Annotated in this window: 19 protein-coding genes; 17 read left to right on the top strand and 2 right to left on the bottom strand. The window is 35.9% G+C overall.

The window, feature by feature from the left end; all coding sequences use genetic code 11:
- Positions 1 to 30: 30 nt before the first annotated feature.
- The 4 genes from AsAng_RS23785 to AsAng_RS23770 all read left to right on the top strand — a co-directional run bounded on the left by AsAng_RS23785 (position 31) and on the right by AsAng_RS23770 (position 5,418).
- A complete protein-coding gene (locus AsAng_RS23785) occupies positions 31 to 1,575 on the top strand; it encodes a T9SS type A sorting domain-containing protein (protein ID WP_264789603.1) in 1,545 nt (514 codons plus the stop codon).
- Between the two features lie 213 nt (positions 1,576 to 1,788).
- On the top strand, positions 1,789 to 3,327 hold the full coding sequence (locus AsAng_RS23780) for a T9SS type A sorting domain-containing protein (RefSeq protein ID WP_264789602.1): 1,539 nt from the start codon (positions 1,789 to 1,791) through the stop codon (positions 3,325 to 3,327).
- Between the two features lie 60 nt (positions 3,328 to 3,387).
- A complete protein-coding gene (locus AsAng_RS23775; RefSeq protein ID WP_264789601.1) occupies positions 3,388 to 4,944 on the top strand; it encodes a T9SS type A sorting domain-containing protein in 1,557 nt (518 codons plus the stop codon).
- Positions 4,945 to 5,157: 213 nt separating this feature from the next.
- Positions 5,158 to 5,418 carry a hypothetical protein gene (locus tag AsAng_RS23770; RefSeq protein WP_264789600.1) on the top strand — a complete coding sequence of 87 codons (261 nt, stop codon included), beginning with the start codon at positions 5,158 to 5,160 and terminating at the stop codon, positions 5,416 to 5,418.
- Positions 5,419 to 5,641: 223 nt separating this feature from the next.
- Here the strand turns inward: AsAng_RS23770 and AsAng_RS23765 are convergent, their stop codons facing one another.
- Positions 5,642 to 6,454 (bottom strand): hypothetical protein, encoded by an 813-nt coding sequence (locus AsAng_RS23765; RefSeq protein ID WP_264789599.1) that lies wholly within the window; start codon positions 6,452 to 6,454, stop codon positions 5,642 to 5,644.
- A gap of 421 nt (positions 6,455 to 6,875) precedes the next feature.
- On the opposite strand from AsAng_RS23765, the gene AsAng_RS23760 reads away from it, so the two are divergent.
- The 3 genes from AsAng_RS23760 (at position 6,876) to AsAng_RS23750 (ending at position 9,819) form a co-directional block, all read left to right on the top strand.
- A complete protein-coding gene (locus tag AsAng_RS23760; protein WP_264789598.1) occupies positions 6,876 to 8,099 on the top strand; it encodes a YCF48-related protein in 1,224 nt (407 codons plus the stop codon).
- Between the two features lie 121 nt (positions 8,100 to 8,220).
- Entirely contained in the window at positions 8,221 to 8,835 is a 615-nt protein-coding gene (locus tag AsAng_RS23755) for a Crp/Fnr family transcriptional regulator (RefSeq protein WP_264789597.1), read from the top strand.
- 93 nt (positions 8,836 to 8,928) lie between these two features.
- Positions 8,929 to 9,819, top strand: coding sequence for a YybH family protein (locus AsAng_RS23750; RefSeq protein WP_264789596.1), 891 nt, complete (start codon positions 8,929 to 8,931; stop codon positions 9,817 to 9,819).
- Positions 9,820 to 9,898: 79 nt separating this feature from the next.
- Here the strand turns inward: AsAng_RS23750 and secA are convergent, their stop codons facing one another.
- Positions 9,899 to 13,237, bottom strand: coding sequence for a preprotein translocase subunit SecA (gene secA, locus AsAng_RS23745; RefSeq protein ID WP_264789595.1), 3,339 nt, complete (start codon positions 13,235 to 13,237; stop codon positions 9,899 to 9,901).
- A 309-nt stretch (positions 13,238 to 13,546) separates the two neighbouring features.
- Between secA and AsAng_RS23740 the strand changes: the two genes are divergently transcribed.
- From AsAng_RS23740 to pseI, 10 genes are all read left to right on the top strand, one after another.
- Positions 13,547 to 14,323: a hypothetical protein gene (locus AsAng_RS23740; protein ID WP_264789594.1), complete on the top strand. Its 777-nt coding sequence runs from the start codon at positions 13,547 to 13,549 to the stop codon at positions 14,321 to 14,323.
- Between the two features lie 376 nt (positions 14,324 to 14,699).
- The gene (pseB, locus tag AsAng_RS23735) at positions 14,700 to 15,716 is read left to right on the top strand and encodes a UDP-N-acetylglucosamine 4,6-dehydratase (inverting) (RefSeq protein WP_407655347.1); all 1,017 of its coding nucleotides are present in this window, start codon (positions 14,700 to 14,702) and stop codon (positions 15,714 to 15,716) included.
- Between the two features lie 55 nt (positions 15,717 to 15,771).
- On the top strand, positions 15,772 to 16,920 hold the full coding sequence (gene pseC / locus AsAng_RS23730; RefSeq protein WP_264789592.1) for a UDP-4-amino-4,6-dideoxy-N-acetyl-beta-L-altrosamine transaminase: 1,149 nt from the start codon (positions 15,772 to 15,774) through the stop codon (positions 16,918 to 16,920).
- 29 nt (positions 16,921 to 16,949) lie between these two features.
- On the top strand, positions 16,950 to 18,026 hold the full coding sequence (locus AsAng_RS23725) for an N-acetylneuraminate synthase family protein (protein WP_264789591.1): 1,077 nt from the start codon (positions 16,950 to 16,952) through the stop codon (positions 18,024 to 18,026).
- On the top strand, positions 18,013 to 18,705 hold the full coding sequence (locus AsAng_RS23720; protein ID WP_264789590.1) for an acylneuraminate cytidylyltransferase family protein: 693 nt from the start codon (positions 18,013 to 18,015) through the stop codon (positions 18,703 to 18,705). The genes AsAng_RS23725 and AsAng_RS23720 overlap by 14 nt, the downstream gene beginning before the upstream one ends.
- Positions 18,706 to 19,127: 422 nt before the next feature.
- Complete coding sequence (pseG, locus tag AsAng_RS23715; protein WP_264789589.1) at positions 19,128 to 20,111, top strand: UDP-2,4-diacetamido-2,4,6-trideoxy-beta-L-altropyranose hydrolase; 984 nt, start codon at positions 19,128 to 19,130, stop codon at positions 20,109 to 20,111.
- Positions 20,108 to 20,800, top strand: coding sequence for an SDR family NAD(P)-dependent oxidoreductase (locus AsAng_RS23710; RefSeq protein ID WP_264789588.1), 693 nt, complete (start codon positions 20,108 to 20,110; stop codon positions 20,798 to 20,800). Before pseG ends, AsAng_RS23710 begins: the two co-directional genes overlap by 4 nt.
- Positions 20,797 to 21,501, top strand: a complete 705-nt coding sequence (locus tag AsAng_RS23705; protein WP_264789587.1) for a metallophosphoesterase family protein — start codon at positions 20,797 to 20,799, stop codon at positions 21,499 to 21,501. The genes AsAng_RS23710 and AsAng_RS23705 overlap by 4 nt, the downstream gene beginning before the upstream one ends.
- Positions 21,494 to 22,426 carry an ATP-grasp domain-containing protein gene (locus tag AsAng_RS23700; protein WP_264789586.1) on the top strand — a complete coding sequence of 311 codons (933 nt, stop codon included), beginning with the start codon at positions 21,494 to 21,496 and terminating at the stop codon, positions 22,424 to 22,426. The genes AsAng_RS23705 and AsAng_RS23700 overlap by 8 nt, the downstream gene beginning before the upstream one ends.
- Positions 22,427 to 22,457: 31 nt before the next feature.
- Complete coding sequence (gene pseI / locus AsAng_RS23695; protein WP_264789585.1) at positions 22,458 to 23,489, top strand: pseudaminic acid synthase; 1,032 nt, start codon at positions 22,458 to 22,460, stop codon at positions 23,487 to 23,489.
- Positions 23,490 to 23,551: the final 62 nt, after the last annotated feature.

Below are 23,551 nucleotides of genomic sequence, written 5' to 3'. Positions count from 1 at the left end.
AGGTGGAAATAGGTTTTTATCTTATTTCTTATGAAATTAATTTATATGCTATTGGGTTGTTGTTTTTGCTATAATAGTATTGGGCAGATTACAACTTTTAATAAACGAGTTCAATTGGGCTGTGGAAATACAGTTTTAACAAGTTTAGAGGTAACAGATTCTTGTTATTATATTACAGGGGGAGTAAAGGATACAGCTAGTAACTGCGATTTTGGTACATTGTTTACAAAATATGATACCATGGGCAATTTGCTATTCTATAAAGTGTATGCAAATTTTGAATCTTGGGCACCTTCTCTGAGGACAGATTTTGATGGCAATTTAATTGTTTCAACATATAACATTGATACAGTTTTTAGGGGGGGGCTATTAAAGTATGATTTAAACGGAGATACTTTATGGTCAAAAACATTTTATAATTCATATTTAATGGGCGACTTTTTTCGTCCAGATGATGCTATCGTAACACAAGATAGTGGTTATTTAATTGCGAGTACAGTTCGTGAACCTGCAGGATCGGGTGAAATAAGTATTATTAAATTAAATAGTAATAGAGTATTAGAATGGAAAATCAACAGAAATGATGTTATAACAGCTGAGCGTATTCCTTGTCTTTATAGAGATGGAGATGGAAGTGTAGTTATTGGCTATATGCAAGATGATTTGGTTAGCGGTACTCAAATGAATTATAGTATAAAGAGCAAGCTAGAAAAAATAGACAGTCTAGGGAATAGTGTATGGGTATATCAAAGTCCCAATACACAGCAAATTCATGGGGTCAATGATTTAATAAAAAGTAAAGATGGAGGTTGGGTTATTGCTTCTGCATGGGGCAGTGAACGATTAGGAGCTACAGGGACATGGTCTACCCCTATTCAGGAAGCCTATGTTTATAAACTAGATAGTAGCCGTAACTTTTTATGGGGAACCAAATTTCATTCAGATGCTTTGACCACAGCAAATTTTCAAAAAATTGTAGCATTAGAAGATAGTAGCTTGGTTGCCTTTGGAACAGTAGTTCGATTATATCCACAACCCAACCCAATTTATAATATCATCCATGGTAGAATCGTAAAATTATCCCCAAATGGAGATAGTATTTGGAGTCGAGAATATGAGTACCTCAATACAGCCAATTCCGAACACACCATTTATGATGCAGAGCGAACGCCAGATGGTGGTTTCTTGATTTGTGGAGAAGCGAATATTATAGGGACAGGCGTTCATCAACAAGGCTGGTTACTAAAACTAGACGAGGAAGGCTGTTTGGTACCAGGTTGTCATTTGGTATCGGGAGCATTGCCTACTCAAAAACCTGCTGCTCTAAATCTACTGCTCTATCCCAATCCCACAACCGACTATTTAAATGTCCATTATTACAATCCTAGCCCCCAAGAAGATTTAAGCTTTCGAGTGCTGGATGTACAAGGTCGCCTCTTAAAGGAGTATAAGACCTACGACCAATCGGACAAAACGTATATCCTCCCCGTATATGATTTGGAGGCTGGGGTTTATATCTTAGAGCTAAGGCAGGAGGGGGCTTTGATTGGGAGTGAGGAGTTTTTGAAGGGGTGAATAATTTAAGGTATAAGATAGCTCTATATGAATTGCAAAGCAATTTAGGGCATCTTACGTTAAATACAAAAGACTAGTCAGGGAGTATTTATTTTGCCATATTGGTCTCAGAAAAAGGGAACTCTAAGGTATGTAAACTGATTATTCAAAAATAATACTTTAACAATCTCCTCCTTATAAGAAGTGATAAGGAGGAGACTTTATCTTGAATTTATGAGAGGGATTTTAATAGTAGTATTGTGCTTATTAGTAGAGGTGACTTTTTGTCAAGTAGTAACCTTTAATAAACGGATGGAACTAGGTTGCGGTAATACGATTTTAACAGGTTTAGAGGTAACGGATTCTTGTTATTATGTGACGGGGATAGCAAGAGATAGTATAACATGTCAGTTAGGAGCACTGTTTACTAGATATGACAGCCTAGGGAATTTGTTGTTTTATACTATAAATATTGGTTATGAAACGTGGTTTCCTTATTTAAGAACAAATTTAAAAAATGAGTTGGTTTCTGCACCTTATTTTTATGATTCAACAGGTATGTATGGGGGGATTTTTTATTATGATAGTGTGGGGACTGGTGCAATAAAACCTTTTGATCACCCTTACACAGTAGGTACATTTATACGTCCTGATGATATGAGAATAACGCAGGATAGTGGTTATCTAGTTACAAATTCAATAAATGATTCATCAGGGGTCGGAGATATAAGCATCTTGAAATTAGATAAAAATGTGGAAAAAGAATGGCATATAACAAGAGGGGTATTAAATTATGTAGAACATACACCCTGTGTCTATGTAGATAGTGACAATAGTTATATAATCGGATATCAGCAAGATAATTTAAGTGGTGTAAATATCAACTATACGGTACGGAGCAAGCTAGAAAAAATAGACAGTCTAGGGAATAGTGTATGGGTATATCAAAGTCCCAATACACAGCAAATTCATGGAGTTAATGATTTAATAAAAAGCAAAGATGGAGGTTGGGTTATTGCTTCTGCATGGGGAAGTGAACGATTGGGAGCTACAGGGACATGGTCTACCCCTATTCAGGAAGCCTATGTTTATAAACTAGATAGTAGCCGTAACTTTTTATGGGGAACCAAATTTCATTCAGATGCTTTGACCACAGCAAATTTTCAAAAAATTGTAGCATTAGAAGATAGTAGCTTGGTCGCCTTTGGAACAGTAGTTCGATTATATCCACAACCCAACCCAATTTATAATATCATCCATGGTAGAATCGTAAAATTATCCCCAAATGGAGATAGTATTTGGAGTCGAGAATATGAATACCTCAATGCCGCCAATTCAGCATACACTATCTACGATGCAGAGCGAACGCCAGATGGTGGTTTCTTGATTTGTGGAGAAGCGAATATTATAGGGACAGGCGTTCATCAACAAGGCTGGTTACTAAAACTAGACGAGGAAGGCTGTTTGGTACCAGGCTGTCATTTGGTATCGGGAGTATTGCCTACTCAAAGACCTGCTGCTCTAAATCTGCTGCTCTATCCCAATCCCACAACCGACTATTTAAATGTCCATTATTACAATCCTAGCCCCCAAGAAGATTTAAGCTTTCGAGTGCTGGATGTACAAGGTCGCCTCTTAAAGGAGTATAAGACCTACGACCAATCGGACAAAACGTATATCCTCTCCGTATATGATTTGGAGGCTGGGGTTTATATCTTGGAGCTAAGGCAGAAGGGGGCTTTGATTGGGAGTGAGGAGTTTTTGAAGCGGTAAAGGATTTAATGAATAGCCTATTTCTACGCTAGGTGAAAATAGGCTTTTATCCTATTTTTTATGAAATTAATTTATATATTATTGGGTTGTTTTTTTTGCTATAATAGTATTGGGCAGATTACAACTTTTAATAAACGGATGCAGTTAGGGGATGGGAATACGATTTTAACAAGTTTAGAAGCGACAGATTCTTATTATTATGTGACTGGTTTTGTTCGAGATACGATTAATAGTGGAAAGACAACCTTATTTTTAAAAACAGATACCTTGGGTCAGATCATTTTTAGTAAAATCTTATTAGACAGTTTTTATACTAATGAAACATGGGCACCTTCTTTACAAACGAATTATGATGGTGCTTTGATTTTGTCTGCTTATCGATATGACAATCAGTTAAAAATGATGGGAGGAGTGTTGAAATACAATACTCAGGGAAATTTAGTGTGGTCTAGTTTTTATACTAATCCTCATTCGTGGAATTATTCAATAAGACCTGATGATGTGAGGGCTACTTTGGATAGTAATTATATAATTGTTAGTTCAATTCATAGCCCACAGGGAGCAAGTGATATTGGTATTTTAAAAATAGATAGTGACGGTAATGAGGAACTGAATATAACAAGAGGTACGATAGACCATGTAGAACATACCCCCTGTGTCTATGTAGATAGTGACAATAGTTATATAATCGGCTATCAGCAAGATAATTTAAGTGGTGTAAATATCAACTATACGGTACGAAGCAAGCTAGAAAAAATAGACAGTCTAGGGAATAGTGTATGGGTATATCAAAGTCCCAATACACAACAGATTCATGGAGTTAATGATTTAATAAAAAGTAAAGATGGAGGTTGGGTTATTGCTTCTGCATGGGGCAGTGAACGATTAGGAGCTACAGGGACATGGTCTACCCCTATTCAGGAAGCCTATGTTTATAAACTAGATAGTAGCCGTAACTTTTTATGGGGAACCAAATTTCATTCAGATGCTTTGACCACAGCAAATTTTCAAAAAATTGTAGCATTAGAAGATAGTAGCTTGGTCGCCTTTGGAACAGTAGTTCGATTATATCCACAACCCAACCCAATTTATAATATCATCCATGGTAGAATCGTAAAATTATCCCCAAATGGAGATAGTATTTGGAGTCGAGAATATGAATACCTCAATGCCGCCAATTCAGCATACACTATCTACGATGCAGAGCGAACGCCAGATGGTGGTTTCTTGATTTGTGGAGAAGCGAATATTATAGGCACAGGCGTTCATCAACAAGGCTGGTTACTAAAACTAGACGAAGAGGGCTGTCTGGTACCAGGTTGTCATTTGATATCGGGGGTATTGCCTACTCAAAAACCTGCTGCTCTAAACCTGTTGCTCTATCCCAATCCCACAACCGACTATTTAAATGTCCATTATTACAATCCTAGCCTCCAAGAAGATTTAAGCTTTCGAGTGCTGGATGTACAAGGTCGCCTCTTAAAGGAGTATAAGACCTACGACCAATCGGACAAAACGTATATCCTCCCCATATATGATTTGGAGGCTGGGGTTTATATCTTGGAGCTAAGGCAGGAGGGGGCTTTGATTGGGAGTGAGGAGTTTTTGAAGGGGTGAATAATTTAAGGTATAAGATAGCTCTATATGAATTGCAAAGCAATTTAGGGCATCTTACGTTAAATACAAAAGACTAGTCAGGGAGTATTTATTTTGCCATATTGGTCTCAGAAAAAGGGAACTCTAAGGTATGTAAACTGATTATTCAAAAATAATACTTTAACAATCTCCTCCTTATAAGAACTTATAGGGAGGAGACTTTATCTTGAATTTATGAGAGGGATTTTAATAGTAGTATTGTGCTTATTAGTAGAGGTGACTTTTTGTCAAGTAGTAACCTTTAATAAACGAATGAAACTAGGTTGCGGTAATACGATTTTAACAGGTTTAGAGGTAACGGATTTTTGTTATTATGTGACGGGGATAGCAAGAGATAGTATAACATGTCAGTTAGGAGCACTGTTTACTAGATATGACAGTCTAGGGAATTTGTTGTTTTATACTATAAATATTGGTTATCAAATTGATACATGAACGCAGCGAACCGAGTCCTGCGAGCTCATGAGTGATAACGAACCGACCTCAGGGAGCTCATAAGCGCTAGCGCACTAGCTAACCTAGCACCGCAGGTAAAGGTAAAGCCCACTAACAGAGCTGCACGATCATAAGCAAAGCGCACTAACTAATCAACGGAGTATTATGTTTAAAGATTTGAAAAGAAGGAATACTATTTTCTTTTCAAATCTTTATCTACAACTTAAATATCAAAAATAAAGGTCAATTTGCCCCATTGTTTTTTGGGAGCCGTATAATCAACATCAAATCTATATCTTCTAGCAGCACGCATTGCAGCAGCAATCAGTTTAGATTCATTGATGGTAGAAAATTTAGGGATATATTTTGTAGCGATTACCGTTCCTTCTTGGCTGACGCAAACCTTGATTGCAATTTTACCTTTTTTCTTTGTCAATCCTTTTATATTTGGTCTTTTCATTACTTTTCTACCAAATACTCCTTCTTGTAAATTATCATCATTGCCACCATCTCCACTTACATGGCTGTTGTCCGTCGCTTTACCACCAGGTTTGTTGTCCTCAGATGGTGTCCCTGACGGATTTGATGGGGTTGGTTTAGGGTCTGGTTTAGGATCTACTTTAGGAGGTGTTTTATCCAATTTTACAGGCTTATCATTAGGCTTGTCATTGGGAACAACACTAGGAACTTCCTTGTCGTCAACTGTTTCGACTGGTTTGGGTTCTGGTTCTGGTTTAGGTGGAGGACTCGGCTCAGGAGTGGGGCTGTCTTCTTTTGTTTTGCTGGGTTTGTTGGATTTATTTTTGCGAGATTTGTTGCTGACATTATCAACGAACTTTACCTCAGGTTCTTCTATTTCGATATTATCTAGATCTGCAAATTCTACCGTATTTTTTGCTAAATCAACATCTTGAATAGCACCCATAAGCGGAAATACTGCTAAGCAAAGAACAACAGCGTGTACAAAAAAGGTAATGATTAAACCTCGTTTTTTGTTTTCTTCTTCTTTTTTAGATTCAAAATCATAATTTCTCATAACTAGTCTATTTTTCTTTGGGAATGGATATTTCTAACCGTTACTATTCCAAAAGAATGCCAGTCTTTTATAGCGAACTTGAAAAACTTTTTTAGATTGCTTTTAAGTGGTTGTAAATGAGTGGTTTATTTTTTTTGTTTCTAAAGTAAGCCTCACTTGTAAAACTTGGGTAGAGAAGGACTAAAGGAGTGCTGATGAATTAGGCAGTCTGTTATAGTGCTTATTAAGAGAGTATGAAAATTATTGTTAGATCAATTGGATAATCCATTCTGAATAATCTATTAAAAGCTTGATTTTTGTTTGATTAGTAAAAGCTTGTATATATAATAGGCTCTATGTTTGGTGTGTAAAGTATTTTGTAAATAATAATATGTGGTCTATTTTAAAATGAAATTATTTTTACACATCAAAAAGAAAAATTATGCATTGGAATATAAAAATGTACTGTTTGTTATTCGGAATTTTTTGGTCTACTATAGGAACGGCACAGTGGGTTGGTACATCAACACCTGCTATATATCATCTTTATGCAATAGATGTTGTTTCCGAAAATGTGGTTTATGCTGGTGGTTATGGTGGGTCGTTAGTTAAAACTATTGATGGAGGACTCAATTGGAATGCTGTCCCTATTGGTTCTCCAAACTGGATACTTTCTATACAGTTTGAAGATGAAAACATAGGCTTAGGAGAAGTTTTAAAAACAACAGATGGTGGACTTAGCTGGACTACCTTACATGATACGATTAATTGTTATGCGATGCAATGGACAACGTCTAATATAGGTTATGTTGGAGGGGAGGATGGTGTTTTTCTCAAAACAATAGATGGTGGGCAAACTTGGACAAATCTCTCTTTGCCTAGTGCTAGGACGGTTTATGATATTTGCTTTTTAGATACAAACAATGGTTATTTAATAAATACAGCGGATGAGTTATTAAAAACAACAGATGGTGGTCTTAGTTGGACGTCTATTTATCATTATGGTATATCGGGAATTGACTTTAGATCTATGAATGAAGGACATATAATAAGCAAGGGGCTGAATAATGAAAGCTTTATTTCAAAAACAACAGATGGAGGAGCTACTTTTACAATGACTAAACAGATTGATTCTATACAAATGAGGGGCTTTTGTTTTGCAGATGACAATAATGGTTATGTTATTGGGGGATTGTATTGTGGCGGAGGATCTTGTACACAAAGACCTGCTATTTTTAAAACAACAGATGGTGGGCTTACTTGGGTTGATGATACACCACCTCATTTAATTGGGCAAGTAGTTGGTTTTTTTGAAATGGATATAACACCTAGTGGTATTCCTTTTATTAGTGGATCTAATGCCACTGTTTTTAAAAAGAATACTGCTGTGTTAGGAGTTTTAAACGAGGGAACTATATTAACAGAATCGATGGAACTGTTTCCTAATCCTACCAATGGCGCAGCTGTTTATGTCAATGCACCAAGTATGATTACTCAACTTGAGGTGGTTGATTTGACAGGACGACTGGTGAAGCAAATAACAGATGCAACAACAATTACGAGCTTCTCTATTCAAGATTTGCCAGCAGGAGTTTATAGGGTGCATGGTATTACAACAGAAGGCATTCGGTTGTTGCCTAAGACATTGATAAAACGAGGATTTTAGCATTATCTAATGTAACCCCTATTGTAATTTTGTTTAAAAACAAACTCTTTATACTACTTGCAGAAAACTATTATTTTCTTTTTATGTTCATGGTGATGTTTTTAGTCATAAAGAAAAAAAGATGTTAAATACCTTTATCAATAAACTACCAATTACGGAGGAGGCACTTAAAATTGAACTTCGTGAAAAGTCAACGATAACAAATCATAAGAAAGGAGAGTTGATTATTAAAGATGCTCAATTTATCAAGGTGTTAAAGATTGTACTGAGCGGAAAAGTTCGAGTATATCAGGAAAATGAAGATCGAGAAATTCTAATTTATTATTTGAATGATATGGAAACCTGTACTTTGTCTTTGTCTGCCTGTTTTGAAGATTGCAAAAGCAATGTTAATGCTATTGTAGAAAGAGATTGTACCATCCTCAATATTCCTGTGCGATTTGTTAGAGATTGGAACCTAAAATACAAATCGTGGAATGACTTTACCATTCATACCTATAAAGAAAGCTATAAAGTACTCTTAGAAAGTTATTCAAAATTAGCTTTTAAACCGTTAAAAGATCGCTTGTTTGAATATATCGTTTCAGAATCAAAGAAGCATATTTTAAACAAATCTCACCAGCAAATTGCTAAAGAACTGGGCACAACTAGAGAGGTAGTTTCTAGATTGTTAAAAAAGCTAGAACAGCATGGAAAAATCAAATTAGGTCAAAAGGAAATTAGGCTCATCCAATAAATCATTGGACTTGTGCCAAAAGTCACAGGTTGGGCTGCCTGATTCTCATTTTCTTTGTGTGGAACACAATTTTTATTAAAAACAATGAAAAAAATGAGAACAATAATTGGCACTACAATTTTAGGGATTCTGTTGAATTTAATGGCTTGTCAGTCTAATTTAAGAGTAGAAGAAAAAGCCTTAAATGTGCAGGCTTATCAAGAACATAGCCCTACTGCACACCATCAAGTCGCATTGGAAGTTTTAGAGGCTAGTAAAGTCTGGATCAATGCATTTAATAAAGGAAATATAGCGGGTTGTGTGGAAGGCTATGCCAATGATGCAATCCTAAATGCTATACCTTTGGGAAGAAAGAAAGGAAAAGAAGAAATTACCAATTTTTGGCAATCATTGATTCATTCAGGGGCAGCAAATTTGATTTATACCAATGTAAAAATAGAAGTAGCTAACGACTCTACTAGTTTTTTATCTGCGGATTGGTCAATGGATATTGGGTATGGAAAAATTTATCAGGAGAAATGGGAAAAGAAAGCAGGAAAATGGAAATTAACCTTGGATGATTTTGAGGTATTAGAACAATTTAAGGAACCAAAAGAAAATACAACCGATCCAATTGCTGCACATGTACTATTAGAAACGTTTATTCATCGTTCTATAAATTGGATCAAGGGGTTCAATCAACAAAATAGCGCAAGTTGTGGAGCTGGATATACTCAAAACGCTATTATGAATGCTGTTCCTTTTGCTAATTTAAGCGATAAAGAGGCCATTCAAGGTTTTTGGAAGGGATTGATAAACAATGGAGCTAAGAATTTAATTTATCATAATCCAACCTTTGAGCTGCTAACTCCTAATACCGCACAACTATCTTCGAATTGGTCGATGAATATAGGCGAAGGAAAAATTTACCAAGAAAAATGGTTGTTCCAAAATAAGGAATGGGTCTTAGCACAAGATGAATTTGAGGTGTTAAAACAATACTAAGTTGGCTATAAACAAAAAAAAATGAGTCATCTCACTTAAGAGATGACTCATGCTTGTATTTTATCTTACCGTAAGCGCTTTATTTTTTACCATGGCACTGTTTAAATTTCTTGCCACTACCACAAGGACAAGGATCGTTGCGTTTAACTTTCGCCTCATCTCGCTTAAAGGTCTTTGGTTTTTCGATTGTTTGTGTACCACCAGCATTTTTAGCGGCTTGGCGTTGCATTTCTTCGGCTTGCTTTTGCGCTTCAATATTGGTTTGTAATTCCTCATTGGTTGTTTCAACTTCTTGCGCTTCGTGAATATCTTCAGATTCATGGATAGGAATTCCTCCTTTGAACAAGAAACTAGTAATCTCTTTACTAATTCTATCTAAGAACAATTCATATAGTTTAGAAGCTTGGATTTTGTAAATAACCAAAGGATCTTTTTGTTCAAAAGAAGCAGATTGAGTTTGATCTTTTAATTCATCCAAATCACGAAGATGCTCTTTCCATGCATTATCAATCAAACCAAGCGTAATCGATTTTTCGATATCATTAACCAATGATTGACCATTTGAGGCCATTGCTTCTTTTAAGTCCGCACCAATTTCCATTCCTTTAGTTCCATCTGTAAAAGGAATTCCTATTTTTAAATAATTGGTGTTGGGATCGTTATAAACTCTATTGATAATAGGCATCAAACGTTGAGCAATATCGTCAAACTTAGATTTGTACACCCTAGCAGCTTGATTGTACAATCTATCCATCAATTTATCCAAGACATTTTCTTTAACAAACTCGTCTTTTGTGATATTGGTTTCAATACCATAATAACGGATAACATCTTGCGTAAAGGCCGTATAATCGTTGGTAGCTTTGTGTGCAGAAACCAATGAAACCGCTACTTGATCAAACATATCGTTCAAATCAATGGCCAAACGTTCACCATACAAAGCATTGTTACGCTTTTTATAAATAGATTCACGTTGGATATTCATTACGTCATCGTATTCCAACAAACGCTTTCGAACACCAAAGTTATTTTCTTCAATTCTTTTTTGAGCACGTTCAATCGCATTGGTAATCATTTTGTGTTGCAATGCTTCCCCTTCTTGGTGCCCCATCGAGTCCATTAATTTAGAGATTCGTTCAGATCCAAACAAACGCATTAATTTGTCCTCTAAAGAAACATAAAATTGAGACATACCTACATCTCCTTGACGACCAGCACGACCACGCAATTGTCTATCTACCCGTCTAGAATCATGACGTTCTGTACCAATAATTGCTAAACCACCTGCTTTTTTAACTTCATCCGAAATTTTAATATCCGTACCACGACCAGCCATGTTGGTTGCAATGGTAACCTGTCCAGGTCTACCTGCTTCTGCAACAACATCTGCCTCACGAGCATGCTGCTTTGCATTTAAAACATTGTGTTCAATCTTACGCAATTGTAATAGACGACTCAACATTTCAGACTGTTGAACAGAAGTGGTACCCACTAATACAGGTTGCCCCTTTTTGGTTAACTCTACAACATCATTGATAATTGCGTTGATCTTTTCTCGCTCCGTTTTATAAACCAAGTCATTTCTATCATCTCTTACAATTGGTTTGTTGGTAGGAATCACAACAACATCCAATTTGTAAATATTCCAAAGCTCTTGCGCTTCTGTTTCGGCAGTACCCGTCATACCCGCTAATTTGTGGTACATACGGAAAAAGTTCTGTAAGGTAATAGTAGCATAAGTTTGTGTTGTCTTTTCGATTTTAACACTCTCTTTAGCCTCTAGCGCTTGGTGCAAGCCATCCGAAAAACGGCGACCATCCATAATACGTCCAGTTTGCTCATCTACAATTTTTACCTCATTGTTCATGACAACATACTCATCCTCTCTATGGAACAAAGTATAAGCCTTTAACAATTGACGGAGGGCATGCAAGCGCTCATTTTTAGCTTGAAAAGCCAACAACGCTTCATCCTTACGGTTAACAATCTCCTCTTGACTTAGTTCTGTTTGTTTGTCAATATCAGCCAAAATGCCACCAATATCATCCATTATAAATAGGCTATTGTCTCCAGCACCCTTGCCCAATAACATACGACCATTGTCGGTTAGTTCTACACTTCTATTTTTTTCTTCAATAACAAAATAGAGTGGTGCATCAGCCTTAGGCATGTGTTTAGATTGCTCTGCCATGTAGAAGTTCTCAGTCTTCTGCATGATTAACATAATCCCAGGTTCACTCAAATATTTAATCAATGCACGGTGCTTGGGCAATCCACGATAAGCACGGAAAAGAGCCAATCCACCACCGCCTTCTTCAGCGCTAGTATTTCCTTCCGCAATTAATTTTTTGGCTTCACGCAACAACTCACCCACTAATTTTCGTTGAACGGCTTCTAGTTGTTGAACGGCAGGTTTTAGATTTGTAAATAACTCTGCACGGTTATCTTGAGCGGTCGGACCTGATATAATTAAAGGAGTACGAGCGTCATCAATTAAGACCGAATCTACCTCATCAATCATCGTGAAATGAAACTTGCGCTGTACTATTTCGTCGGGTTTGTGTGACATGTTATCACGCAAATAATCAAAACCAAACTCATTGTTGGTACCATAAGTAATATCGGCACGATAAGCAGCTTTACGCTCAGGAGAATGCGGTCTATATTTGTCGATACAGTCTACGGTCAATAATAAGAAATTGTGAATTGGAGCCATCCACTCGGCATCACGTTTGGCTAGGTAATCATTTACCGTAATTAAGTGAACACCTTCGCCTGCCAAACCATTGAGATAAGCAGGAAGTGTAGAAACTAAGGTTTTACCCTCACCAGTTGCCATCTCAGCAATCTTACCTTGATGCAAAACAATACCACCAATTAATTGAACATCGTAGTGAACCATATTCCAAGTAACCAAGTTACCCGCAGCCATCCAAGAATTTTTCCAAATCGCTTTGTCCCCATCGATAACAACAAAAGGATGCTCACTACTCGCTTGTTTAGCGGCTAATTCTCGGTCAAAATCCGTGGCAGTTACCTCCAAGGTCTCATTTTGAGCAAAACGGCGAGCAGTTTCTTTTACTACAGCAAAAGCTTCAGGAAGAATTTCATTGAGAACCCCTTCTATTTCCTCGTCTCTTTCTTTTTTTAATTTATCAATTTCAGCAAATAAGCTTTGCTTTTTAAGGACATCCTCTGTGGCATCTACATCTACTTGGATAGCAGCAATTTCCTCGTCAATGGCTTTAAGATAGTCGGCAATACGATTTCTAAAATCTAGCGTTTTATTTCGTAGAACATCATTAGAGACGTTAGCCAAATTAGCATATTCGTCCTTTATTTTATCTATAATAGGCATGATGCTTTTGATGTCACGATCGTATTTATTACCAAATAGTTTCTTTAAAAAACCAAACATGTTTTCTTTAGTTTATGAAGCGATTGGCAAGGGTAGCTTTCAATCACTTAAAATGAATAATCTTCTTCTTGAAATTCAAAATGTTGAAGTCAAAATATCTTTTTCTACGTTTTGAGGCAGACTTCTTTGATTAGAAGTTCTTAAACAACTTCTTAGTCTAGCAAATATAGCATTTAATTTTGCTAACACATTTTATTCCATCTGTATTATATATGTCATATTGGCAATTAGTGCTTTTTTTTATTGCCTTTTTGGCACTTTAATTCTAGTTTTGGAAAAAATATATTGCTGATTCATAATTATTGTTCGATGAAATTTCTACTCATTTTTTTATTTTTTATATCCATATCTAGTTGTACTAACCCCAATCCAGAAGAAAAAAATCCCACTGATGAAACACCAACAGTAGACAGTAACCATGTCTATATCAAGGACTTTTATTTTCCGCTAGAAACTTTAACCAAAGGCAAGGTATACGAATATGTTGTGGTACATGAGGAGGAGGTTTATTTATCACATTATTGGCATCTAAAGAGTGAACAGGGGACCAATGGAGAACAATACTTGATCTGGAAACGTTATGGTCCTAACTTCGAGCAGAACCAATATATTAAGGAATGGATCATTAAGGATGGGGTAATTACTCAAGAATATAAGTTTTTAATTCAAGATAGCACAACACAGGCGGTTCAAGAATACTCCAATGAGGTAAGCCAAAATGTAGTATTTCCATTTTCGGCCTCTTTAGATTCTGTTATGGCTTATCGTTTTGTTTGTGAAATGAAATTGCCACCAGATTTTTTGACCGTAAAATTAATTCGTGACCGTAAATTTAATCAATTTATTCGTTATACTTATCAAGAGAAAGAAGTAGACGCAATAACGTTTACTTCTATGGATTTGTACGATATTGAAAATCGAAAGGAAGGTGGTTTTTGGAAACAAAAGCGAGCAGTTGTAGAGGTTTATGCTAAAGGTTTAGGTTTGGTTTATACAGAAGAGAAAATAGCAGGAGAAGAAAGCACTGAAGTGACTCGACTCTCTAATATTTACTCTGTAGAGGAGTTTGAAAAATTGAAAAATTAATTGTGGGCATTTATAATTTGAAAGGCATATTTCTGAGCCCTTTTTAAGGGCAAAAGGTAAATAAGAAGCAAAAAGGAATAAGCTTAGTTACTTAAATATTTGCTTCTTTTTGGATAGATTACTTCACTTTTATGCACAAATGTCTATTTTTGTTAGCCTATATTCTAATAAATAGTGATCGCTTATTCCTCATAATTACAAATGATGCAACATATTATTTTTAAGGAAAAATAAACAATGCCACTCTACTGATTATTTGGTTTGTACATCAAGTTCAGTTGTAAAAAGACGATGTAGCTCAGTAGTCAGTATTTGAATGGGGTTGAGTTTTGCCCTAAATTATTTAATTAAAAAAACAAGATAATTATACTTAAGTATTATGGATTTGAATGGAAAAGCTTTATTAGTGACAGGAGGAACGGGCTCTTTTGGAAAAAAATTTATACAAACAGTAATAGAGCGTTACCCAGATGTAAAACGAGTTGTTGTTTATTCTAGAGATGAACTAAAACAATTTGAAATGGCGCAGACCTTCTCAACTCAGAAGTACCCTTTTATGCGTTATTTTATTGGGGATATTAGAGATGAAGATCGATTTAAGAGAGCTTGTGAAGGAATTGATATTATTGTACATGCTGCGGCATTAAAACAGGTGCCAACGGCTGAATACAATCCAATGGAATGTATTAAGACCAATGTAAATGGTGCTTATAATGTCATCCAAGCTGCTTTATCTTGCAACATCAAAAAGGTGGTTGCTTTATCTACAGATAAGGCTGCTGCTCCAATCAATTTGTATGGAGCAACTAAATTGTGCTCAGATAAGTTGTTTATTGCAGCCAATAACATGAAGGGACGTAGGGATTTAAGTTTTTCGGTTGTTCGTTATGGTAATGTAATGGGATCTCGTGGTTCTGTTATTCCATTTTTTATGAAGAAACAAAACGAGGGCACCTTGCCAATCACTGATACTCGAATGACTCGATTTAACATTTCGTTGATAGAGGGCGTAGAGATGGTCATTGATGCCATTAATAATGCTTGGGGTGGTGAAATTTTTGTACCCAAGATCCCTTCTTATCGCATTACAGATGTTGCAACAGCAATTGCTCCTAATGCAGAACAAAAGGTAGTCGGCATTCGACCTGGTGAAAAAATTCACGAAGAAATGATTACGTCTGCGGATTCTTACACGACCGTTGATTTAGGAAAATACTACGCCATCTTGCCGCAAGTTCCTATTTGGAATAAAGAAGATTATATGAAGCATTTTAATGCCAAAGATGTTGAGCCTGGTTTTAAGTATAATTCTGGAACCAATTCAGAATGGTTGACGGTAGAAGAAATCAGAAACTTAATTACAGAACATGTAGATCCTGATTTTTCAGTTTAAGATGTTTTTCTCGTTGATATAGAAGTTTTTTCGTAATTAGATTATCCTATCATTTATGCAGAATAGAAATATTCCATATGGACGTCAGCATATAACACAAGCGGATATAGATGCTGTTATAGAAACCTTGCAACACCCTTATCTAACTCAGGGACCCAAGATTGATGAATTTGAGGCTGCTTTTGCGGATTATGTGGGGGCAAAATATGCGGTGGCTGTGGCTAATGGAACCGCAGCATTGCATTTGTGCACTTTGGCCTTAGGGGTCAATGAAATGTCTAATATAATCACAACACCAATTACATTTGCTGCTTCTGCCAACTGTGTGCGTTACTGTGGAGGGAAGGTAAGTTTTGCCGATATAGATCCCAAAACAGCGACCATAGATATTGAATCGGTAAGGCAGCTCTTGGAGAATGCGCCAAAGGGAACCTATCAAGGAATTATTCCTGTAGATTTTGCAGGTTATGCTGTGGATTTGGAAGCGCTCAAGGCACTTGCTATTGAACATAATCTTTGGATTATTGAAGATGCTTGCCATGCACCAGGTGGTTTTTTTACCGATAGTCAAGGTAAAAAACAGTTTTGTGGCAATGGAGTGTATGCTGATTTAGCCATTTTTTCTTTTCATCCTGTAAAACATATTGCTTGTGGAGAAGGAGGAATGATTACTACCAATGATAAAGCATTGTATGAAAAGTTATTGATGTTGAGAACGCATGGGATAACCAAAAATCCAGACGTGTTGGAAGAAAACCATGGTGGATGGTATTATGAAATGCAAATGTTGGGTTTTAATTATCGTATTCCTGATGTCTTATGTGCGTTAGGGCTTTCTCAGTTGCAACGGGCAGAAACAGGATTGGCTCGACGTAGACAAATTGCCAAACGTTATGATGAGGCCTTTGAAGGGGCTGTAAAACATTTAGAGCATCCTGTGGATGGGGGACATGCCTATCATTTGTACATTGTTTTGGTCAAAGACAGGAAAGAGCTTTATGATCGACTTAGAGCGGTTGGAATCTATGCTCAAATTCACTATATCCCCGTTCATACATTACCTTATTACAAAAATAGAAACGAAACTAAATGGAATCTACCAGCAGCAGAAGCTTATTATGAGCAATGCATCAGTCTTCCGATGTATCCTACGTTAACAGATGAGGAACAAGACTTTGTTATTGCACAGGTATTGAACCATTAGTTTCATCAAAAATAAATTTTAAGAAAGATATGAAAGCAACAATTGAAAATATAGTAATTGATCAATCCCAAAATGGGACTTATATTGTTTTAGAAGCAGGACCAACACATTCAGGGATAGATAGTGCAAAAGAATTGGCCAAAATGGCTAAGGAAGCAGGAGCGAATGCAGTTAAGTATCAATTGTTATATGCCGATCGATTAATGGCTAAAAAGGATGTTCTATTTAGTTATAAATACCTACAATATGATGCAGATGGTAAGGAAGAGTTTATCGAATTTACGGAACCATTATACGATGTACTAAAGCGTAGGGAATTAGAAAAAGAAGAGTGGAAAGAATTGAAGGCTTATTGTGATAGTCTTGGTTTGACGATGTTTACTACTGCAACGTACAAAGATGAGGTAGACTTTATTATTGACGAGTTGGGAATAGATAGTATTAAAATCAATTCGGGCGATGTCAATGATTTGGAGTTTATTAAGTATTGTGCTAGTAAAAATGTAAGTATTCAATTGGATACTGGTAATGCTGATATTTGGGAAATTGAGCGTGCAGTAATAGAAGCAGAAGAAGCTGGTTGTACGAATATTATTATTCATATGTGCCCGTCAGGCTATCCAACAAAGTTGGAGAGTGTGCATCTTCGTATGATTACAACGCTTAAAAATATGTTTCCTAATTACTCTATCGCTTTTAGCGACCATTCTCCAGGTTGGGATATGGATATAGCAGCAGTTGCTTTGGGAGCAGATATGATCGAAAAAACGATTACTTTAGATCGAACAACCAAAAGTTGTGAGCACTCTTTTTCTTTAGAAAAGGAAGATGCTAAACGTTTTGTTGAATCGATTAGAGATGTTGAAACTGCGATGGGGAGCTATCGTCGTACCATTCCTTCTCATGTTAGAGAAAAACGTAAACTTGGCCGTCGCTCTCCTTATGCTTTAGTCGATTTAAAGAAAGGAGATGTGATAAACGTTGAAGACTTTGAGTTTAAACGTCCTGGTGTAGGAGTTACGAGTGCAGAATTTGACTTTTTTATTGGGAAAGAATTAACGACAGATATTCCAAAAGGAACGGCAATTACCTATGACAACATCTAAAAAATCTTTTTGTTTCATTCCTGCTAAGGCAGCTTCTACTCGTCTAAAAAAGAAGAATATTTTGCCCTTAGCAGGAAAGGAAATGATTTATTATGCCATCAACAATGCGCAAACATCTCATTTGTTTGCGCCCAATGATATTATTGTTTCTTCTGAAACAAAAGAAATTCAAGCTGTTGCCCAAAAATATGGCGCTAACGTTCCTTATGATAGAGCAGAGCATCTAGCACATGATCCTTATGGAATTGTAGATGTTCTGCTTGATTTTTTAGAACGATTTCCTAATTATAAGAATTATGACTCTTGCTGTATTTTGTTGATTACTGCCCCTTTAACAATTGCTGATGATTTAAAAAAATCCTATCAATTGTATAATGAAAATGATTTTAATGCGGTTATGTCTGTAACCCCAACAGAGCACAGTGCCCTAAGATCCGTTTACGTAAACGAAAATAATATAGAGGCAATACATCCTAAGTATCTCAAAAAAAAATCTCAAGAACTACCAACAACTTATCGACTTAATGGGGCGGTAACATGGATTAATATAGCAGCGTTTTTGAAAGAAAGAACTTATTTTATGATGCCTTGGGGAGGGTACAAAATGCCCAATGAACGTTCTATCGATATTGATAATTTGATGGATTATAAATATGCCCAATTCCTTATGGAAAATTAACAAGGTAAAGCCTCAAAAATATTGCTGCTCATTTTTTTTTATAATAAAAACCTATGTACAGGACAAACTATAAAATGAAGTGCTCACGAGCAAAGCGAACTATAAGTATGAACGAAGTGAACGATGTAAGCTTGTAGCTAAAGCTACAAAGGCAAAGCCCGCTCATGAGGAACGAACTAAGCGTAGCGACCTCACGAACGAAGTGAGCTAATAGCTAAACAGATAAAGAATACTTGTAAAGTAGCGTTTAAGCTAAAACCTATATTCCGATCTTAGGTACTAGACCGCTTTGCTTTTAGATTCTAGCCCCTATAACAGCTTAGTAGGGTCTAAAATCTAAAAATAGCTCGACTAAACCTTTATTTCATTTAAAAAAAGTGTTTTGTCCTGTACTCAAAATAAAAACTTAGAAATTAAGTATAGTGATTAACAAAAAACTCTTTATTAGGGCAGACGGAAACTCAGAAATTGGCTATGGGCATATTATTCGCTGTTTGGCCTTGGCTGAAATGTTAAGCAGGCACTTTGAATGTATATTTGTAACAAGATTTGATCATTCTTTTTTGAGTGAGAAAATCAAGCAAGTTTGTAAACAGTATATTCTTATAGAAGAAGAAAACCATAGAACTACCTTCTTTAACTTATTGGGGGCTTCAGATTTTGTTCTTTTAGATAATTATTTTTTTACTTCTGAAGATCAACAAACGATCAAAAATAAGGGCTGTAAATTAATCTGTATTGATGACTTGCACGATAAGCACTATTATGCAGATCTTGTTATTAATCATTCTATTGGTATTTCTCCTGATCGTTTCTCCACCGAAAAATACACTCAACTGGCGTTAGGATTTGAATATGCTTTGTTAAGAGGAGCGTTTCGGAAGCCAATCAATTATCAGACAAAAGGCAATCATGTTTTTATTTCTTTTGGAGGAGGGGACACAACCGATTTTATAACGAGAATCATGACAACATTATTAGAGCAAAAGTCCTCGTTTGATAAAATACATTGGGTCTTAGGGGCTAGCAATCGAGTAGATTCCTTTAGTTCTAATTGGTTTAAAAATGAACGAATTGTTATACACGAAAAGTTAGACGCACAAGAGATGGTTCGTGTGATGGATTGTTGTAGTTATGCCATTGTGCCCGCTAGTTCTATATTGATAGAGTGTTTGTCAAGAAAAATAAAAGTAATAACAGGATATTATGTACCCAATCAAGAGAAACTATATAAAAATTTAGTGGATTGTGATTTTGTAGTAGGATTAGGTGATTTATCAAAAGGGGCTGAATTGAAGGAGCAATTAATCCAAAAAATGAACTTGATTTTAGATTGGGAAAGTGCTTGCCATATAGATTTTACGAAAGTAGATGAACGAATATTAAATTTATTTTTGAATTTATGAAGCTGATAATTATTACAGGTACGAATAGGGGACTTGGAGAAGCCATCTTTAATGCAATAAAGGATGTTGAAGATATGTACATTTGGTGTATCTCTAGACGTCTAAGTAAGGAGCAGGCTGAAAACATGGAAAGCTACCCTCGTGTTACCTTTTTTTTACAAGATTTGGCGGTTTTAGAAGAAGTTAATTTTTTAAATTTCGAGACAATCAAACCAGAAGTGAATGAAATTGTATTTATTAATAATGCAGCATCTATTCAACCCATAGGTTCAATAGGGAGTTTTGAAAATGCTCAAATAAGAACGCTGATTAATTTAAATACGACCATTCCTTTACAGATGATTAATGAGATAGTTAAGTACAAGAAAGATAGGTCGGTAAAAGTAATAAATATATCATCTGGTGCAGCACGTTCTCCGATTGTTGGCTGGTCTTTATATTGCACTACCAAATGTGCTAATGAGATGTTTTTAAATGTATTAGAAAAACAAGAAGGAACAAAGGAGCAAGTTCGAGTTTATAATATAGACCCAGGTGTTATTGATACAGCAATGCAGCAGAATATTAGAAAGACTGCGGCAAGTGAATTTCCTAATGTTTCTGATTTTATCAGACTAAAAGAGGATAATATTTTACAGGATGCTAAGGACGTTGCATTGAGAATCTTAAACGAGTGTAAAATTTTATGAAAATAGCTATCATATCAGATGTGCATGGGAATATTGATGCATTGAACCGAGTTATAAAGGAGATTAAAAGGGAGAAGATAGAGGTCGTTTTTTCATTGGGGGACCAGTTGGGGTATTATTACGATGCAGAAAAAGTCTACGATCAATTAGAAAAATTGGATACGGTTATGATTGCAGGAAATCATGAACGCATTTTTTTAGACTATTTGATCAAAAATAACCCTGAGATTGACGAAAAATATGGTTTATGTTTTCAAAAATATAAAAACTCATTTTCACAAGATCTGATTCAAAAAATTAAAAACTTGCCTTCATTTAAATTCGTGAAAATAAATTCGATTAATTTTGGCTTGTTTCATGGCGCAAGTTTTGATCCTGATTATTATGTTTATCCAACAGCGGACAAAACCGTTCTAGAGAAATTTTCTGACTCGCCAGCAGATGTCATTTTTATTGGACATTCGCATTACCCATTTGTATTTCAGTGCGGACAAAAGCTGGTTGTAAATGTAGGGTCAGTTGGGCAGTCAAGAGTAGTCGGAGGAATTGCCAATTGGGGCATTTATGATATGAGTAATCATGTTTATATTCCTAAAAGTACCTTGTATGATGTCCAAAAAGTAATTGATAAGCTAGAAAAAGAGGATCAAAGCAAGTACCTTAAAAAAATCTTAGAAAGAAATAACTTTAATTATGAATAAGAATGTATTGGTTACTTCATGTGGAGGAGATATAGGTCAGAGTATTGGCAAAATACTGAAAGCATTAAATTGTACCACTTTTGGTCTAGATATTTCAGATAAAAATGCTGCAAAATTTATATTTGATTACTTTGAGGTAGGTTTGAGAGTAACGGATGAAAACTATATTTCTAGTATAGAGCAATTTGTTAAAAAGCATAAGATTGATCTTATTATCCCTATTTCGGAGGCTGAATTACGATTCTACACCAAAAATTATCTTGATACACTTAAGGTTGGTGGAGTAGATTTATTAATGGCAAATCATTTGGCTAGGGTAGTTGGTTTTGATAAGGGAAAAACTTGTTCTTTTTTAAAAGAGCATGCGTTGCCCAACCCTAAAGTATATTTATCCTCTAATGAACCTGCTCAATTTCCTTTGATTGCCAAGCCTAGGGCTGGGTCGGGCAGTTCAAATATTTTTGTTATTAAAAACCAAGAAGAATTTAATTTCTTTTTTGAAAATTATAAGCACCTGATTTTTCAAGAATTGTTAGATGGGACAGCAGGAGAGTTTACTTGTTGTGTGTATCGAAGCCGATCAGGTATAACACGAGTCCTTATTCTCAAAAGGGAGTTAATGGGAGGTTTTAGTGGCTATGGAGAGGTCGTTGAAAATCAAAAGATAAAAGAACTTTTAGATAAATTAGCAGATTTACTCAACCTTGAAGGAAGTATTAATGTTCAATTAAGAATGCATAAGGATGAACCTGTTATTTTTGAAATTAACCCAAGGTTTTCAAGCACCGTATTATTTAGACATATGCTTGGATTTTATGATTTACAATGGTCGTTAGAAGATAAGTTTAATTTGCCGATCTCAGATTATTCTAAGCCTGAGAAAGGTGCTAAATTTTATAAAGGTTTTCAAGAATATATAGGATAAAACATCCTTAATGAAAAATAAATAAATAGATATGATACAGCAATATATCGATAAAAATAACAGACCTTTTATTATCGCAGAAATGTCTGGTAACCACAATCAGTCATTGGATAGAGCGTTGGCTATTGTTGATGCAGCGGCAGCAGCAGGGGCAGATGCTATTAAATTACAAACGTATACGGCCGATACCATGACCTTAAAAGGAGTCTTGGTTATTGAGGACGAAAACTCACTTTGGAAAGGGCAAGAATTACATGATTTGTATAAAAAGGCCTATACGCCTTGGGAATGGCATCAGCCTATCTTTGAACATGCAAAAAAATTAGGTTTGATTGCTTTTAGTTCCCCTTTTGATGCTTCTGCGGTCGATTTTTTAGAGACATTGGACGTACCATTATACAAAATTGCTTCTTTTGAAAATACGGATCACCCCTTGCTCAAAAAAGTGGCACAAACTGGTAAACCTGTAATTATGTCTACAGGGGTAGCTACTTTGGCGGATATAGATGAAGCCGTTCGGGTATTGAGGGAGAATGGTTGTCAAGATTTGACCCTATTAAAATGCACAAGCACTTATCCTGCTTCACCAGAAACGACCAATTTAGCAACGATACCACATTTAAAAAATGTTTTTGATTGTTCGGTAGGATTATCTGATCATACGATGGGGATTGGAGCTTCTGTTGCTTCTGTCGCTTTGGGGGCTTCTGTTATCGAAAAACATTTTACCCTAAGTCGGGCAGAGGGAGGCGTTGATAGCGCTTTTTCCTTAGAACCAGCAGAATTAAAAGCATTGGTTATTGAAGCAGAAAGAGCTTTTTTGGCGCTAGGAAAGGTGCAATACGGCATTCAAAAGGCAGAAAAAGACAGCAAACAATTTAAACGATCACTTTATGTATCAGCTGATATAAAAGCAGGGGAAGCTTTTTCTATGGATAATTTGAAGGTTATTCGTCCTGGTTTTGGTTTAGAACCTAAGTATTTAGATCTGGTATTAAAACATAAAGCTCCTAAAGATTTAAAGGCAGGAACTCCTTTGACTTGGGATGATTTGTTGGCTTAACGAATAAAAAATCCCCCAAACAGTACAAAAGCTTGTTTGGGGGATTTTTAGTTGAGTAATGG

The organism is Aureispira anguillae (assembly GCF_026000115.1).
In the GTDB taxonomy this organism is placed as follows: Bacteria; Bacteroidota; Bacteroidia; order Chitinophagales; family Saprospiraceae; genus Aureispira; species Aureispira anguillae.
This window is presented reverse-complemented; position numbering and strand designations above follow the sequence as displayed.

Coding starts and splice junctions, on each gene's coding strand:
- AsAng_RS23785 (WP_264789603.1), top strand. CDS start 31: ATGAAATTAATTTATATGCTATTGGGTTGTTGTTTTTGCTATAATAGT.
- AsAng_RS23775 (WP_264789601.1), top strand. CDS start 3,388: ATGAAATTAATTTATATATTATTGGGTTGTTTTTTTTGCTATAATAGT.
- AsAng_RS23725 (WP_264789591.1), top strand. CDS start 16,950: ATGAAAGCAACAATTGAAAATATAGTAATTGATCAATCCCAAAATGGG.
- AsAng_RS23770 (WP_264789600.1), top strand. CDS start 5,158: ATGAGAGGGATTTTAATAGTAGTATTGTGCTTATTAGTAGAGGTGACT.
- AsAng_RS23760 (WP_264789598.1), top strand. CDS start 6,876: ATGCATTGGAATATAAAAATGTACTGTTTGTTATTCGGAATTTTTTGG.
- AsAng_RS23740 (WP_264789594.1), top strand. CDS start 13,547: ATGAAATTTCTACTCATTTTTTTATTTTTTATATCCATATCTAGTTGT.
- AsAng_RS23710 (WP_264789588.1), top strand. CDS start 20,108: ATGAAGCTGATAATTATTACAGGTACGAATAGGGGACTTGGAGAAGCC.
- AsAng_RS23700 (WP_264789586.1), top strand. CDS start 21,494: ATGAATAAGAATGTATTGGTTACTTCATGTGGAGGAGATATAGGTCAG.
- AsAng_RS23755 (WP_264789597.1), top strand. CDS start 8,221: ATGTTAAATACCTTTATCAATAAACTACCAATTACGGAGGAGGCACTT.
- secA (WP_264789595.1), bottom strand. CDS start 13,237: ATGTTTGGTTTTTTAAAGAAACTATTTGGTAATAAATACGATCGTGAC.
- pseI (WP_264789585.1), top strand. CDS start 22,458: ATGATACAGCAATATATCGATAAAAATAACAGACCTTTTATTATCGCA.
- pseC (WP_264789592.1), top strand. CDS start 15,772: ATGCAGAATAGAAATATTCCATATGGACGTCAGCATATAACACAAGCG.
- AsAng_RS23780 (WP_264789602.1), top strand. CDS start 1,789: ATGAGAGGGATTTTAATAGTAGTATTGTGCTTATTAGTAGAGGTGACT.
- AsAng_RS23705 (WP_264789587.1), top strand. CDS start 20,797: ATGAAAATAGCTATCATATCAGATGTGCATGGGAATATTGATGCATTG.
- AsAng_RS23720 (WP_264789590.1), top strand. CDS start 18,013: ATGACAACATCTAAAAAATCTTTTTGTTTCATTCCTGCTAAGGCAGCT.
- AsAng_RS23750 (WP_264789596.1), top strand. CDS start 8,929: ATGAGAACAATAATTGGCACTACAATTTTAGGGATTCTGTTGAATTTA.
- AsAng_RS23765 (WP_264789599.1), bottom strand. CDS start 6,454: ATGAGAAATTATGATTTTGAATCTAAAAAAGAAGAAGAAAACAAAAAA.